14 protein-coding genes are annotated in these 14,668 nt (G+C 65.7%); 5 read left to right on the forward strand and 9 right to left on the reverse strand.

Going from position 1 to position 14,668, the window contains the following annotated elements; all coding sequences use genetic code 11:
- Nucleotides 1-177: 177 nt before the first annotated feature.
- Nucleotides 178-966, reverse strand: a complete 789-nt coding sequence (locus tag AADZ78_RS21210) for a (2Z,6E)-farnesyl diphosphate synthase (protein ID WP_085253431.1) — start codon at nt 964-966, stop codon at nt 178-180.
- A gap of 146 nt (nt 967-1,112) precedes the next feature.
- Between AADZ78_RS21210 and trhA the strand changes: the two genes are divergently transcribed.
- Nucleotides 1,113-1,853 carry a PAQR family membrane homeostasis protein TrhA gene (gene trhA / locus AADZ78_RS21215; protein WP_085253430.1) on the forward strand — a complete coding sequence of 247 codons (741 nt, stop codon included), beginning with the start codon at nt 1,113-1,115 and terminating at the stop codon, nt 1,851-1,853.
- 18 nt (nt 1,854-1,871) lie between these two features.
- Here trhA and AADZ78_RS21220 read toward each other — a convergent pair whose 3' ends face one another.
- The 3 genes from AADZ78_RS21220 to mca are packed head-to-tail and all read right to left on the reverse strand — an operon-like array spanning nt 1,872 to nt 5,045.
- The gene (locus AADZ78_RS21220) at nt 1,872-3,884 is read right to left on the reverse strand and encodes a thioredoxin domain-containing protein (protein ID WP_085253419.1); all 2,013 of its coding nucleotides are present in this window, start codon (nt 3,882-3,884) and stop codon (nt 1,872-1,874) included.
- A complete protein-coding gene (locus AADZ78_RS21225) occupies nt 3,871-4,176 on the reverse strand; it encodes a hypothetical protein (protein ID WP_085253418.1) in 306 nt (101 codons plus the stop codon). Before AADZ78_RS21225 ends, AADZ78_RS21220 begins: the two co-directional genes overlap by 14 nt.
- A complete protein-coding gene (mca, locus tag AADZ78_RS21230) occupies nt 4,173-5,045 on the reverse strand; it encodes a mycothiol conjugate amidase Mca (protein ID WP_085253417.1) in 873 nt (290 codons plus the stop codon). Before mca ends, AADZ78_RS21225 begins: the two co-directional genes overlap by 4 nt.
- 102 nt (nt 5,046-5,147) lie before the next feature.
- On the opposite strand from mca, the gene AADZ78_RS21235 reads away from it, so the two are divergent.
- Both AADZ78_RS21235 and greA read left to right on the forward strand, forming a co-directional pair.
- Nucleotides 5,148-5,570 carry a DUF4307 domain-containing protein gene (locus AADZ78_RS21235; protein ID WP_372510628.1) on the forward strand — a complete coding sequence of 141 codons (423 nt, stop codon included), beginning with the start codon at nt 5,148-5,150 and terminating at the stop codon, nt 5,568-5,570.
- A gap of 213 nt (nt 5,571-5,783) precedes the next feature.
- Nucleotides 5,784-6,278 (forward strand): transcription elongation factor GreA, encoded by a 495-nt coding sequence (gene greA, locus AADZ78_RS21240; RefSeq protein WP_085253429.1) that lies wholly within the window; start codon nt 5,784-5,786, stop codon nt 6,276-6,278.
- A 127-nt stretch (nt 6,279-6,405) separates the two neighbouring features.
- Here the strand turns inward: greA and AADZ78_RS21245 are convergent, their stop codons facing one another.
- From AADZ78_RS21245 to AADZ78_RS21260, 4 genes are all read right to left on the reverse strand, one after another.
- A complete protein-coding gene (locus tag AADZ78_RS21245; RefSeq protein WP_085253415.1) occupies nt 6,406-7,575 on the reverse strand; it encodes a cystathionine gamma-synthase in 1,170 nt (389 codons plus the stop codon).
- Nucleotides 7,576-7,641: 66 nt separating this feature from the next.
- On the reverse strand, nt 7,642-8,394 hold the full coding sequence (locus AADZ78_RS21250) for an RDD family protein (RefSeq protein ID WP_085253414.1): 753 nt from the start codon (nt 8,392-8,394) through the stop codon (nt 7,642-7,644).
- Nucleotides 8,395-8,526: 132 nt separating this feature from the next.
- Nucleotides 8,527-9,921, reverse strand: coding sequence for a cystathionine beta-synthase (locus tag AADZ78_RS21255; protein ID WP_085253413.1), 1,395 nt, complete (start codon nt 9,919-9,921; stop codon nt 8,527-8,529).
- 51 nt (nt 9,922-9,972) lie between these two features.
- Complete coding sequence (locus AADZ78_RS21260) at nt 9,973-11,040, reverse strand: alpha/beta hydrolase (protein ID WP_085253428.1); 1,068 nt, start codon at nt 11,038-11,040, stop codon at nt 9,973-9,975.
- A gap of 243 nt (nt 11,041-11,283) precedes the next feature.
- Here AADZ78_RS21260 and AADZ78_RS21265 point away from each other — a divergent pair, with 243 nt between their 5' ends.
- On the forward strand, nt 11,284-12,240 hold the full coding sequence (locus tag AADZ78_RS21265; RefSeq protein ID WP_139829095.1) for an SGNH/GDSL hydrolase family protein: 957 nt from the start codon (nt 11,284-11,286) through the stop codon (nt 12,238-12,240).
- Between the two features lie 36 nt (nt 12,241-12,276).
- Complete coding sequence (locus AADZ78_RS21270; protein ID WP_085253412.1) at nt 12,277-13,494, forward strand: acetyl-CoA C-acetyltransferase; 1,218 nt, start codon at nt 12,277-12,279, stop codon at nt 13,492-13,494.
- A 77-nt stretch (nt 13,495-13,571) separates the two neighbouring features.
- Here the strand turns inward: AADZ78_RS21270 and AADZ78_RS21275 are convergent, their stop codons facing one another.
- Nucleotides 13,572-14,396 carry a Bax inhibitor-1/YccA family protein gene (locus AADZ78_RS21275; protein WP_085253411.1) on the reverse strand — a complete coding sequence of 275 codons (825 nt, stop codon included), beginning with the start codon at nt 14,394-14,396 and terminating at the stop codon, nt 13,572-13,574.
- Nucleotides 14,397-14,668 lie beyond the last annotated feature (272 nt).

Below are 14,668 nucleotides of genomic sequence, written 5' to 3' on the forward strand. Positions count from 1 at the left end.
TCAATCTGCACACGCTTGCCCAGCAGAAAGGGCACTCCGCACAAGTCCATAAAGGGGCGCTGCCGATTCAGTTGAGGTATTCGTGCCGACCCGCTGCGCCCGGCTTCGCCCATTAGTGCCGACCCGCTGCGCCCGGCTTCGCCGCGCTTGCGATCGTCACGGCCGCGCTTGCGATCGTCACGTGCCGTATCGGCGATGCCGTTGGCTGTAGTCACGCAGCGCGCGCAGGAAATCGACCCGGCGGAATGCGGGCCAGTGCGCTTCGGTGAACCACATCTCCGAGTACGCGCTCTGCCACAGCAAAAATCCGGACAGACGTTGCTCGCCCGACGTGCGGATCACCAGATCCGGGTCGGGCTGCCCTGAGGTGTAAAGGTTTTCGGAGATACCCTCCACAGTCACCGCTTCGATGAGATCTTCGGCGGTGGCGCCGTTGACGAGTTCCTTGCTCAACAATGCGCGCACCGCGTCGACGATCTCACGGCGACCGCCATAGCCCACCGCGACGTTGACATGGAACGGCGCAATTTCCGGGGTGGAATCCACCGCATATCGCAGCCGACGGGCCGGTTCCTCACCAAGCAACCCAAGATCGCCGACGGTACGCACACTCCAGCGGTTGGCCGGTGCGCAGATCTCCTCGACGACATCGGTAATGATCTCGATCAATCCGGCCAGCTCGTCGGGATCGCGTTGCAGGTTTTCCATGGACAGCAGGTAGACGGTGGTCATTTCGATGCCGGCCTCTTGGCACCAGCGCAGCATCTCGGCAATCTTGACCGCACCCATTCGGTAGCCGTAGCTGACGTCGTCATATCCCGCATCGCGCGCCCACCGCCGATTGCCGTCGCACAGGACCGCAATGTGCCGAGGCAGTTCGGATTTCGAGGCGGCCAGACCCTGGCGCAGGCGCAGCTCGTACAGCCGATACAAGGGTTCCTTGAGCCGCCGCGGGATGACCTCCACAAAAATCAACACTACTGTGACCGACGCCAAATTCCGGCTCCGGATTCCGGCAATCTCACCTCGCGTCCGACGGGAGTCTCACAGCCAACCCAGTTACTGTGTTCGATGAAATTCACCGGCAATCACTAGACGAGGCAACGGGAGAAATGAGCAGCCAGACCAGCACGCTCACCAGTGCCGAGCCCGAATCGCACGGGTTTTCGCCATCCGATGCTGCCCACCAGGTCGTCGAGGGTGTCGCCCGCGTTCTAGCCAAGCCGCGCTTCCGCGGGTGGATTCACGTCTATTCCGCCGGCGCCGCCGTCTTCGCGGGCGCGTCATTGGTCGCCGTGTCGTGGGCAGTGGGCTCCACCGAGGCCGGACTGGCGACGCTGGCCTACACCGCGGCCACGATCCTGATGTTCACCGTGAGCGCCACCTACCACCGCGTCAACTGGAAATCCGCGACCGCCCGGAAATGGATGAAGCGGGCGGATCATTCCATGATCTTCGTGTTCATCGCCGGCAGTTACACACCGTTCGCGCTGCTGGCCCTGCCCGGCCACGACGGGCACCTGGTGTTGTCGATCGTTTGGGGCGGCGCGCTCGGCGGGATCCTGCTGAAGATGTGCTGGCCGTCGGCGCCGCGGTGGGTGGGCGTGCCGTTGTATCTACTGCTGGGATGGGTGGCGGTCTGGTACACGACGACGATCCTGCACAACGCGGGGGTGGCCGCGATGGTGCTGCTGTTCGTCGGTGGCGCCCTGTACAGCATCGGCGGCATCCTTTACGGATTGCGCTGGCCGGACCCATGGCCGACGACGTTCGGCTTCCACGAGTTCTTCCACGCCTGCACCGCGATCGCGGCGATCTGCCACTACATCGCCATGTGGTTCGTAGTCTTCTGATGGAATTGTGCGTCGCTGCTATCCGGGCACGCCCAGGGCCGCCGCCAGTTCGATCGCGCTAGTGACCGGCAGATCGCAGGTCCGACCACGGCACACGTAGGCGGCGTCGGCCCCATCCACGCGGTCCCGGCCGGCCAGCAGCGCCGACGAGTCCACCTCGCCACCAACGACGATCGCGCCGCCGGGCGCCAACCGGCGCGCGTCGGCCAGCAGGCGCGACCGCGACGGGTCGCAGGCGACGGCGATTTGCAGCGGTCCGCGCGCCGCGGCTTCGGCTACCGCCAGCCAATGTCCGGCCGAGCGCGGCACGCGGGCCAGGAGCATGGAATGCGCGCGCAGCGTGTAGGCCGCCGCCTGCAGGTAGCGCTCCGCACGAACGCCGTCGACGAGGTGTGCAGCCGTCAGCAGGGCCTCGGCGAACGACGACGCTCCCGACGGCGTCGCGCCATCCAGCGGGTCGCCGGGCCGGAGCATCAACTGTTCGGCGTCGTCGGCGGTGTCGAACCAGCCGCCGGGGCGTTGCGGATCGCCGAAGTGCCGCAGCGCGGCGTCGAGCAAGTCGGTGGCCGCACGAAGCCAGGCTTCCTTGGCGTCCAGCTGATAAAGCGCCAACAACCCGGTGGCCAGCGCCGCATGGTCCTCCAGGATGGCCGCGCTCTCGCCGACGACCCCGCCGAGGCTCGCGCGCCGCAGCCTGCCGTCGACGACATGCAAGTCCAGCAGCGCCGTCGCGCATCGCCGCGCGACTTCGGCCAACTCGGGGGCTTGCAACGCCACGCTGGCCTCTGCCAGCCCAGTGATTGCTAGACCGTTCCAGGCCGTGACAACCTTGTCGTCGCGTCCGGGCTGGATCCGGGTGCAGCGGGCCGCGAGCAACTCGCGGCGGACCCGTTCCAGACGGCCCACGTCATCGGGATCGGCTCGCAACTGCAGCACCGACGTCCCGTGTTCGAAGGTGCCGGCCCGACTGACCCCGAAAACCTCTGCCGCCCAACGACCGTCGTTATCGCCGAGCACCTCGGTCAACTGCCCCGGCGTCCACACATAGGTCGAACCTTCGCGGCCGTCGGCGTCGGCGTCCAGCGACGAGGTGAACATGTCGGCGTCGGCCAAATCGTCAAGCAGAAACCGCGCGGTCTGCGCGGTGACCCGACGTGCCAATCGATCCCCGGTCCGTCGGGCCCAGTGCGCATAGGCGCGCAGCAACAGCGCGTTGTCGTACAGCATCTTCTCGAAATGCGGTACCACCCAAGCCTTGTCGACGCTATACCGGGCGAAGCCGCCAGCAAGTTGGTCGTAGATGCCGCCGCGTGCCATCGCACTGCCGATACGTGACACGGCCTGCAGGGCAGCCGATGACCCGGTGCGCTCATAGTTGCGCAACAGCGCCTCCAGCAGCGCTGACGGCGGGAACTTGGGTGCGGCGCCGAAGCCGCCGTCAGCGGTGTCCTCGTCGCGCAGCACTACCGCGACGGCCTGATCGCAGAGCTCCGACGTCACCTCCGGGCCACCACCGGGTAGGCCCGAAACCATCGAGCGCAGCTCTCCGGCGATGTGGTCCGATGCCTCCTCGACCTCACCGCGGCGTCGTTGCCAAGTCTCCGACACTGCTGAAAGCAATTGCAGGAAGCCTTCTTTCGGGTAATACGTGCCGCAATAGAACGGCCTGCCGTCGGGGGTGAGGAAGCATGTCATCGGCCAACCGCCTTGCCCGGTGAGCGCGACGGTGGCGTTCATGTAGACCGCGTCAATGTCCGGCCGTTCTTCGCGGTCCACTTTGATGCAGACGAAGTCGGCGTTCATCGCGGCGGCCACCTCGTCGTCTTCAAACGATTCGTGGGCCATGACGTGACACCAGTGGCATGCGGCGTAGCCGACGGACAGCAGGATCGGCACATCGCGCGCGGCCGCGTCGGCAAGCGCCTGCGGCGTCCACTGCTGCCAGTGCACCGGGTTGTCGGCATGCTGGCGCAAATACGGGCTGGTGGCCCGCGCGAGCGTGTTGGTTCCGGACGAATCAGTCGGGCTCATCGGCGGGTCCCGAGGCTCGGGCGGGCCCGTTGGGCTCGGTGTCCGGAGGAACCTGATCGGCAGCGCCAACCGTATCCGTGCCTTCGTCGGCAGCCTGATCCGGCTCCGGGTGCTGACGATCGAACGATTCGGGGACCTTCTTCAGTTGACGATTCATCGACCGCAGCAGGAACAACGTCGCGATCACCAGCAGCACCACGACGAGCAGCCCCACCGGGCTGGCCTTCCCGAAGTCGGGTCCGTTGTTGCGGGGTCCACCGTCAGCAATCACGGTGAGCAAAAAGTGACTCACCGGTCCGGCTCGATCCCGGCGAACAGCTCGGTTTCGGGCAATTTGATGGGGACGCGCGAACGAGCCAGCTCGAACTCCTCGGTCGGCCAGAGCTCCTCCTGCCATTCCAGCGGAGCGGCGAAGAACTCGGCATTCGGGTCGATCTGGGTGACGTGCGCGCGCAGCGCATCATCGCGTTGTCCGAAGTACGCCGCGCACTCCACGCGCGTCGTCACCCGCGAGGCATAGGGGTCGTGCTCGGGCAGCCAGTGCTCCAGCCACTTCCCGAACGGGCCTTCCTGGCCGCGCCTGATGAACTCGTCCTGCAGCATCTGCATCCGTTCCCGCAGGAAGCCGTGGACGTAGTACAGCTTGGACACCGCCCACGGCTCGCCGGCATCCGGGTACAGGCGGTAGTCACCGGCCGCCTCGTAGGCGCCGACGGAGACCTCATGGCAGCGAATGTGGTCGGGATGCGGGTAACCACCGTGCTCGTCGTAAGTGACCATGACGTGCGGTCGAAACTCGCGGACCACGCGGACCAGGGCCTCGGTGGGCACCTCTAGGGGCTCGAGCGCGAAGCAGCCCTCGGGCAGCGGCGGCGGTGGGTCACCCTTGGGCAGGCCGGAGTCCACGAAGCCCAGCCAGGTGTGCTCGACACCGAGGATCTCGGCGGCCTTCGCCATCTCGTCGCGGCGGATTTCGTGGATGTGGCCGTGCACGTCGGGCAGGTCCATCGCGGGGTTGAGAATTTCGCCGCGCTCGCCCCCGGTCAACGTCACCACCAGCACCCGATTGCCCTCGTCGGCATAGCGGGCCAGGGTGGCGGCGCCCTTGCTGGACTCGTCGTCGGGGTGGGCATGCACCGCCATCAACCGCAGTTCGCTCACGTGCCCCCTCGTCGGTCTGCTGGTCGGCCCTAGCCTGTTAGTGCGCCCCCTATAATTCCAGTTCCCCGAGACCCCACAACCAACCAGGGCATGACTGCAGGCGTGACTCAACCTCCCATCCCGCGCTACGGCAGGGCGCGACTGTCCCGAAGGGGGCGCCGTCGCGTCGTCATCGGCCTCGCGGTGTTGGCCGTCGCGTCTGGTGTCGCCATCGCCGTCATCGGCTATCACCGGATCGGCACCAGCCCCGTCACCGGCACGCTGGCCGGTTATCAACTGATCGACGACGAGACCGCATCGGTGACGATCAGCGTGACGCGCGCCGACCCGTCGCGACCGGTGCACTGCATCGTGCGGGTTCGGTCCAAGGACGGCAGCGAGACAGGCCGACGGGAGCTGTTGGTTCCGCCGTCCAACCAGACGACGGTGCAAGTGACGACAACGGTGAAATCCTCCCAACCGCCGGTAATGGCGGACGTATATGGCTGTGGCACCGACGTGCCCGCCTACCTGCGTTCGTCCTGACCGCACACAAACCGCCAACTGCGCATACGGAGTCATCAACCGTTTGCGCAGTGGTAACATAGATGAATGCACGGTCCTGCCCGGGACCGTGTATTGCTGCATTAATGGCCGTGAGAAGGACGGAGAGGCAGCACCCGGGGCGGGAATCCGCATGCTCACGGGATCAAAAACTTGCGCGAATACGCGAAACGACAACACAAGGAGCACGACGAGATGACGGACACTCAGGTGACCTGGTTGACCCAGGAGTCACATGACCGACTCAAGGCCGAGCTCGACCAATTGATCGCCAATCGTCCGGTCATCGCCGCCGAAATTAATGACCGCCGCGAGGAGGGCGACCTCCGCGAGAACGGCGGATACCACGCCGCCCGCGAGGAGCAAGGCCAGCAGGAGGCTCGCATCCGCCAGCTGCAGGATCTGCTCAACAACGCCAAGGTCGGCGAAGCGCCCAAGCAGTCTGGCGTCGCACTGCCTGGTTCGGTGGTCAAGGTCTACTACAACGGCGACAAGACCGACACCGAGACCTTCCTCATCGCCACCCGCCAGGAGGGCGTCAACGACGGCAAGCTCGAGGTCTATTCGCCGAACTCGCCGCTAGGTGGCGCGCTGATCGACGCCAAGGTGGGCGAGACCCGCAGCTACACGGTGCCCAGCGGCAAGACCGTGCAGGTCACGCTGGTCAGCGCTGAGCCGTACCACTCCTGAGTGGTCGCCCGCTCCGCCCGCTCAGCGCGCTCAGCCCGCTCCGCGCGCTCAGCGCGCTGAGCGCGAGCAGACGCGAAAGCCCCTCATTTCGGCACGAAATGGGGGCTTTCGCGTCTGCTCGCGGTAGCTAGGCGAGCGCCTGCTTGAGGTCGGCGAGCAGGTCATCGACATCCTCGATACCGACCGAAAGCCGCACCAGGTCATCGGGCACCTCCAATTGGGACCCGGCTGTCGACGCGTGCGTCATGGCGCTGGGATGTTCAATCAGCGACTCGACCCCACCTAGCGACTCAGCCAAGATAAAAACCTGCGTGTTGGCACACAGCTCCTCGGCCGCGCGCCGCCCTCCTCGCATCCGCACTGAGACCATGCCGCCGAAGCCGCGCATCTGGCGCGCCGCGACATGGTGCCCAGGGTGATCGGGCAGACCCGGATACAGCACTGCGCTCACCGATGGCTGCCCAGCCAGGAATTCCGCTATGGCATAAGCGTTTTCGCTGTGCCGCTGCATCCGCAGCACCAACGTCTTCAGGCCTCGCATGGTCAGGTAGGCGTCGAACGGGCCGGGCACCGCACCGGCCCCGTTCTGCAGGAACGCGAAAGCCTCGGCTAGCTCTTCGTCGTTGGTAATCAGCGCGCCGCCGACGACATCGGAGTGGCCACCGATGTACTTGGTGGTCGAGTGCAACACCACATCGGCGCCGAGCGTCAACGGCTGCTGCAGGGCGGGCGAGGCAAAGGTGTTGTCCACCAACACCTTTGCCGAGCTATCGGCACCCAGTTGGGCAATGCGCGCAATGTCGGCGATCGACAGCAGCGGATTGGTCGGTGTTTCCACCCAAATCAGCCGGGTACGCGGTGTGATTGCGGCTCGCAGCGCGTCCAGATCACTAAGCGGCACCGGCGTGTACTCGATACCCCACCGGGTGAACACCTTGTCTATCAACCGAAACGTGCCGCCGTAAGCGTCGTTGGGAATGATCACGTGATCGCCGGGTCGTAAGACGGCCCGCAGCGCGCAGTCGGTGGCCGCCATCCCGGAACTGAACGCTCGCGCGAAAGTGCCCTCCTCGACGGCGGCCAGCGAGGCTTCCAATGCGGCCCGGGTGGGGTTGCCGGTGCGCGCGTATTCGAAGCCGCCGCGCAGACCGCCGACCCCGTCTTGGGCGAACGTGCTGCTGGTGTAGATCGGCGCGTTGACGGCGCCGGTCGCCGGATCCGGGCGGTAGCCCGCGTGGATTGCCTTAGTGGCCAGGCCGGAAATTCCGTGGTGTCCCTTGCGGTCTGACGCGCTCATCGACGACCAGCCTAATAGCGAACGCCACCCCGGCCGCCGCGCGGCGACCAGGGTGGCGCTGTGTGTCTAAAGCGGCAAACAGACCGTCGTCATGATCTTGTCGGCCAGAGTCTGCCGCTTGGGATCCCACAACGGCCACAGGAACCCGACGTAACAGATGACCGCATCGACGAAGTGCGCGAGCTGTCGCACCACCGACATTCCGAAACCCAACGGCTGTCCGGTGTTCTCGCTGACCACCTTGAACTTCAAAATCGACTTGCCGATGCTCGATCCGGTGGTGCCCTGGCGATAGCCCCAGTTCCAGATCCAGTAGGCAAGGATCGCCAGCGACGCGAGTCCCTGCGCCAAGAAGCCGATAACCGAGTCCTGCGAGTAGCAGTACTGGCTCACGTCGTACTGGTTGACGCTGGTGACACACGACGACTGCTGCGTAACCAGTGCAATCACCCAACCGATGCCGTAGACGACGACGATTGGGGCGTTGTCGATGAGGAAAGCCAGCACCCGGGTGATCCACGGTGTGTAGGACTCCGGTGGCATTTCGCGGATCGCTGGTCCCGGTGGCGGTGGCGCGTAGCCACCGGCCGAAGGAGGAGGCGGCGGCGGATACCCCCCCTCGGGCGGTGGTGGCGGCGGGGGGTAACCGCTGCCGCCGGGTGCGGGAGGAGGAGGCGGCGGGGGCGGCGGGTAGCCGCCGCTGGGCGCCGACGGAGGTGGTGGCGGCGGCCGGTAACCAGACGGAGGCTCATTTCCACCGGGCGGTCCAGGCGGCGGAGGTGGGGGGTAGGACCCGCCGGGCGGCGGCTGATCGGTCATGCGCAACCCTTCCACTGAGGATTTGCTGAACTAGGCGGCCCTACAGTACCTGAGGCCTGCGTGCCCGCCGCGGCCGGGCGAGAGCGGCCGTCAGACTTCCAACCAGCGCCGATGCGCCGGACGCGGTCCCGGTTAGCGCCGCCGCGGCCCCTCCGACAGAAAGCCCAATAAGTCGTAGCGGGTAATGACCCCGATCGGTTTGCCTTCCTCGACCACCATCAACGCGTCCCAGTCACGCAAGGCTTTCCCGGCCGCACTGACCACCTCGCCGGCTCCGATCATCCGCAACGGCGGACTCATGTGCTGCGACACCGCGTCCGCCAAGTTGGCGCGACCCTCGAAGACAGCGGAGAGTAGTTCGCGTTCCGAGACGCTGCCCGCGACCTCGCCGGCCATCACCGGTGGCTCGGCGCCCACGACCGGCATCTGCGAAACCCCGTACTCGCGCAGAATCCCGATGGCGTCGCGCACCGTCTCCGAGGGATGGGTGTGTACCAGATCCGGGAGTGCTCCGGACTTGCGGCGCAACACATCTCCGACGGTTGACTGTTCCGTGGATCCGTCGAGTCGGCTGCGCAGGAACCCATACGACGACATCCACGCATCGTTGAAGATTTTCGACATGTAGCCGCGGCCGCCGTCGGGGAGCAGGACGACGATCAGTGCGTCGGGATCGGCTTGCTCGGCGACCTTCAGCGCCGCCACTACCGCCATCCCGCAGGACCCGCCGACGAGCATCGCTTCTTCACGGGCCAGCCGCCTGGTCATGTCGAAGGAGTCCGAGTCGGAAACGGCGATGATCTCGTCGGGCACCGAGGGGTCGTACGCCGCCGGCCAGAAGTCCTCACCGACCCCCTCCACCAGATAGGGCCGGCCGCTGCCGCCCGAGTACACCGACCCCTCGGGATCGGCGCCGATGATGCGCACTCGGCCACCGGATACCTCCTTGAGGTAGCGGCCCGCGCCGGTGATCGTGCCGCCGGTGCCGATGCCCGCCACGAAGTGGGTGACCTTGCCGTCGGTGTCGGCCCAAATCTCGGGGCCGGTGGTCGCGTAGTGGCTCGCCGGTCCTTCCGGGTTGGCGTACTGGTCGGGCTTCCAGGCACCGTCAATTTCGCTGACCAATCGGTCCGACACGCTGTAGTAGCTGTCCGGGTCGTCGGGCGGCACCGCCGTCGGACACACGACTACCTCTGCGCCATAGGCACGCAACACATTCCGCTTGTCCTCACTGACCTTGTCCGGGCAGACGAACACACACTTGTAACCGCGGTGCTGTGCGACCAACGCAAGGCCGACACCGGTGTTGCCCGATGTGGGTTCCACAATGGTGCCGCCCGGCTTCAGCTGACCGCTGGCCTCGGCGGCATCGATCATCTTGACAGCGATCCGATCCTTGGAACTGCCGCCGGGGTTGAGGTATTCGATCTTGGCGGCCACCGTGCTGGCCCCGTCGGGGACGACGGAGTTCAGTCGAACCAGGGGCGTGCCGCCGATGAGGTCACTGATGTGCTGCGCGATCCGCATGCGCTTATGGTCTCAGGCGATTTCGCACCGCGCATATTCGCGGTCCGCGGTTTAGCCGGTGGCCTCGCGGATGTACTCCCCGATCTGACGCAACGAGCGGATAGCCTCGGGCAGCATCGGTGCGGCGACCTGAAAGTCGTGCACCTGACCGGGCCAGACACGTACCTCGGCCGGTACACCGGCAGCCGCGAGTTTGCGTGCGGCCAGCTGCGCGTCGTGCAGCAACACCTCGGATCCCGACACATGGAACAGCGTCCGGGGCAGACCCGGTTCGATGTGCTCCAAAGGCTCGTAAATCTCTTCCGGCTTACCGTCGACTTGGTTCTTGGCGGCCGCGCTAGCAACCAAAGCGGTGAGCGCGTCGAACACCCTCGAGGGGAACATCGCGTCGGTCTTGATGTTGGGATGCGTTTGCTTGTGCTCCTTTGCCAGCTGAAGCAGTGGCGAGATCGCTACCAGAGCCGCGGGTTCCTCACCCTGTCGCTGTAGCCGTTGCGCAAGGGCGAGCGCCAGATAGCCGCCGGCGGAGTCACCCGCCAGCACGATCTGGTCCGGGTCGTATCCCAACAGCCTCAGCCATCGGTAGCCATCGTGGCAGTCGTCGAGCGCCATCCCGATCGAGTGCTTGGGCATCAGCCGATAATTCACGACCAGGATGGGAGCGTCAGCGAACTTCGAGAGCAACTCAACGAGTCGGCCGTGCGAGTTTGCCCCACACGTAAGGAACGCCCCGCCGTGCAGGTAGAGAACCACCCGCCGGGTGCCGTCCGCGGGCAGCACACCCGCGGCCCGAACCAGCTGCCCGGAGGCCTTAGGCAGGCTCACCTCGGCTCGAACGGTGGTTGATGCCGGGAGCATGACTCGGGCTGCGTGGTCGACGAGACCCCACGGCCACGGTAATTGAGGAGCGTAGCTGCCGACAGCTAGAATCGGACGAATCGTCAGCCGCGACGCCAGCGCAGCTAATCGCGCAGCGATACTCGGACCAGACTCGACGACCTCAACTGGAGCGCCGTCGCTGATGGCAAATCTGCGTGCCTCGAGTCTACGTGCCTTCAGCAGATCCCGTGGGCGAACGACATCTCGAGGTGAACCGGATACCTTATTGGGTGCGGTCATGCTCAACACTTCCTACGCCGTTGTAGTCCGATACAGCATGTGACGAAGCGGCTGAGCGTCCGGTTCACTTGTTCCCCTGAGCGGTCAGCCAACCACGTCGACTTAGCTTGACAGCTTATTTCAGGTGCAACATCCGAAGAGGCCGATTCGATATCACAATTGATCCACAACGTGATCGCATCTTTCGTCAGCTCGCCGCGCAAACAGCGAAGCCGATCTAAACTGATCCGCGTGGGCATGCGCGTGCCGCGGCGTTCGACGATCGCTTTGGCCACAGCGGGTGCACTCGCCTCGACGGGCACGGCCTTTCTGGGCGCACGCAACCTGCTGGTCGGCCAGGCGACACATGCGCGCACCGTGATTCCCAGATCCTTCGACGCCCCACCCCGCGCCGACGGCGTGTACACCCGGGGCGGCGGGCCCGTGCAACGGTGGCAGCGCGGGATGTCGGTCGACCTACACCTGATGATCTTTGGCGACTCGACGGCGACTGGGTACGGCTGCGCCACGGCCGAGGAAGTGCCGGGCGTGCTGCTTGCGCGCGGACTTGCCGAACGGACCGGCCTACGCATCCGGCTGAGCACCAAAGCCATCGTCGGCGCCACCTCGAAAGGCGTTGTCGGTCAAGTAGACGCGATGTTGGTGGCAGGGCCACCGCCGGACGTGGCGGTGATCATGATCGGCGCCAACGACGTCACATCACTCAACGGCGTCGGCCCGTCGGCGCACCGGCTGGCCTCGTCGGTGCGAAAGTTGCGCGCTCACGGCGCGGTGGTGGTCGTGGGCACCTGCCCGGACCTCGGTGTGATCACTGCCATACCCCAGCCATTGCGCTCGTTGGCGCACACGCGTGGTGTCCGGCTGGCCCGCGCTCAGGCCGCGGCGGTCAAGGCGGCCGGCGGTGCGCCGGTGCCACTGGGGCATTTGCTGGCTCCGAACTTCCGGGCCATGCCCGAGCTGATGTTCTCCGCCGACCGTTACCACCCCTCGGCGGCGGCGTATGCCTTAGCGACCGAGCAGCTGCTGATCGCCCTGCGCGATGAGTTGAGCGAAAAGCTAGGTATCGCATTGCTTTCGGCGCCGTCACGGTCGAGCGCACCCGCGCCGGGCCGTAGCGACGCGCGACGCTCCATCGTGTCGCGGCTTTGGGGGCGGCCGGTGCACCGGGCCGCTGCACGGGCTGCATCGTCGTCGAGCTAAATTCGGCTTCTGCCACACCCACTGGAGGGAGCCGCCATGCCAGAGGCCGTCATCGTCTCAACTGCCCGTTCACCGATCGGGCGCGCAATGAAAGGGTCGCTGGTCAGCATGCGCCCCGACGATCTGGCAGTCCAAATGGTGCGCGCCGCGCTCGACAAGGTACCGGCGCTGAACCCGCACCACATCGACGATCTGATCATCGGCTGCGGCCTGCCCGGCGGCGAGTCCGGATTCAACATCGGCCGCATCGTCGCCGTCGCATTGGGCTATGACTTCCTGCCGGGCACCACGGTCAACCGGTACTGCTCGTCGTCGTTGCAGTCCACCCGAATGGCGTTCCACGCGATCAAGGCCGGCGAGGGCAACGCCTTCATATCCGCGGGCGTGGAGACGGTGTCGCGGTTCGGCAAGGGCAACTCCGACTCATGGCCGGACACCAAGAACCCGCTTTTCGACGAGGCCCAGGGCCGCACGACCGCCGCGGCCGCGGGCGCCGAGGAGTGGCACGATCCCCGCGCCGACGGCAACCTGCCCGACGTCTACATCGCGATGGGCCAAACCGCTGAAAACGTCGCCATACTGACCGGCATCAGTCGCGAAGACCAGGATCACTGGGGTGTACGCAGTCAAAACCGGGCCGAGGAGGCGATCAAAAACGGGTTCTTCGAACGCGAGATTGTTCCGGTAACGCTGCCGGATGGAAGCACCGTCGGCACCGATGATGGCCCGCGACCCGGAACCACGTACGAGAAGGTCGCCGACCTCAAACCGGTGTTCCGGCCCAACGGCACCGTGACCGCGGGCAACGCCTGTCCCCTTAACGACGGTGCCGCTGCGTTGGTGATCACCAGCGACACCAAGGCCAAGGAACTGGGCCTGACGCCCCTCGCCCGCATCGTGTCCACCGGTGTCAGCGGCCTGTCGCCGGAGATCATGGGGCTGGGCCCGATCGAGGCCACCAAGAAGGCACTGGCCAACGCCGGAATGTCGATCAGTGACATCGATCTGTTCGAGATCAACGAGGCCTTCGCGGTGCAGGTGCTGGGCTCCGCCCGCGAGCTGGGCATCGACGAGGACAAGCTGAACGTCTCGGGCGGCGCGATCGCCCTAGGACATCCGTTCGGCATGACCGGCGCGCGGATCGCCACCACGCTGCTGAACAATCTCACGACCTACGACAAGACGTTCGGCCTGGAAACCATGTGCGTCGGCGGCGGCCAGGGGATGGCGATGGTGCTCGAGCGGCTCAGCTAAGGGCGCGAGCAGACGTAAAAGCCCCCATTTCGATGCCGAAATGGGGGCTTTTACGTCTGCTCGCCACAGATGGGCGGCTAATCGTTCTGCAGATAACTGAGCAGACGCAGGATCTCGATGTACAGCCAGACCAACGTCACGGTCAGGCCCAGCGCGATACCCCATGCGGCCTTCTCCGGCGCTCCCGCGCGGACCATCTGGTCAGCCGCATCGAAGTCGATCAAGAAGCTAAACGCCGCGATCCCGATGCACACCAGGGAGAAGATGATGCCCAGCGGTCCGGGGCTGCGCAGGCCCAAGCCCTCGCCGCCACCGACGTTGAACATCGCCAGCACGAAGTTGCCGAGCATCAGCAACAGCACGCCGAACATGGAGGCGATCAGCATGCGGGTGAACTTTGGTGTGACGCGGATGGCCCCCGTCTTGTAGACGACGAGCATGCCGAAGAACACGCCCAGGGTGCCCAGGACGGCCTCCCCGATGAGCACACCCGCATTGGCGGAACCCACCGAGAAGTTGGCCAAGACGAACGAGATGGCGCCGAGGAAAAGGCCCTCGAGCGCCGCGTAGCTGAGCACTATCGCCGGGTTGTCCTGTTTGCGACCGAAGGTCGCGATCAGCACCAGCGCCAACCCGCCGAGCGCACCGACCATGGTCAGTGGCATCGCGAGTGCAATGTTGCTCGCCACCAGGAAGTAGGAGACGACGGCGGTCGCCGACAACATGGCCAGCGTCAAGCCCGTCTTGGTGACCACATCGTCGATGGTCAGCGGCCGGGCCGCTTTCGTTTCCTGGTAGGGAGCCAGGTAGGGATCGGCCGGGTACGCTCCAGTGCCGAATTGCGCGTATCCGCCACGCTGCTTAGGCAGCGAGCGAAATACCGGGTTGCTTGTCTCCCGCACCGTCGGTTCCTCTCTTAGCTGTGGCTTCGGGCTATGCGAATACCAGCTCAACGATCGATGACCCGCTCGGGTTCCCAGCGGAGCTGGGCGTTTTCTGGCATTCCCGGACTCGTATAACCGTTGTCCGGATAACGATAAACCTTAGCCCCCGCAGGCAGCCCTGAGCGAGCCACGATCTAGATTGCTGGTCAAACTCTTGGGCAGTGTTCGAGCAAGATCTCGGGACGAATTCCGGCGAGGGGAGCTAGGGCGTGACAGGGGCTGTTTCCGGG

Source organism: Mycobacterium riyadhense, from assembly GCF_963853645.1.
Lineage (GTDB): Bacteria > Actinomycetota > Actinomycetes > Mycobacteriales > Mycobacteriaceae > Mycobacterium > Mycobacterium riyadhense.

Bases quoted from the DNA above. Each gene is read 5' to 3' on its own strand.
- trhA (WP_085253430.1), top strand. From the start codon at position 1,113: ATGAGCAGCCAGACCAGCACGCTCACCAGTGCCGAGCCCGAATCGCAC.
- AADZ78_RS21220 (WP_085253419.1), bottom strand. From the start codon at position 3,884: ATGAGCCCGACTGATTCGTCCGGAACCAACACGCTCGCGCGGGCCACC.
- greA (WP_085253429.1), top strand. From the start codon at position 5,784: ATGACGGACACTCAGGTGACCTGGTTGACCCAGGAGTCACATGACCGA.
- AADZ78_RS21245 (WP_085253415.1), bottom strand. From the start codon at position 7,575: ATGAGCGCGTCAGACCGCAAGGGACACCACGGAATTTCCGGCCTGGCC.
- AADZ78_RS21250 (WP_085253414.1), bottom strand. From the start codon at position 8,394: ATGACCGATCAGCCGCCGCCCGGCGGGTCCTACCCCCCACCTCCGCCG.
- AADZ78_RS21255 (WP_085253413.1), bottom strand. From the start codon at position 9,921: ATGCGGATCGCGCAGCACATCAGTGACCTCATCGGCGGCACGCCCCTG.
- AADZ78_RS21260 (WP_085253428.1), bottom strand. From the start codon at position 11,040: ATGACCGCACCCAATAAGGTATCCGGTTCACCTCGAGATGTCGTTCGC.
- AADZ78_RS21270 (WP_085253412.1), top strand. From the start codon at position 12,277: ATGCCAGAGGCCGTCATCGTCTCAACTGCCCGTTCACCGATCGGGCGC.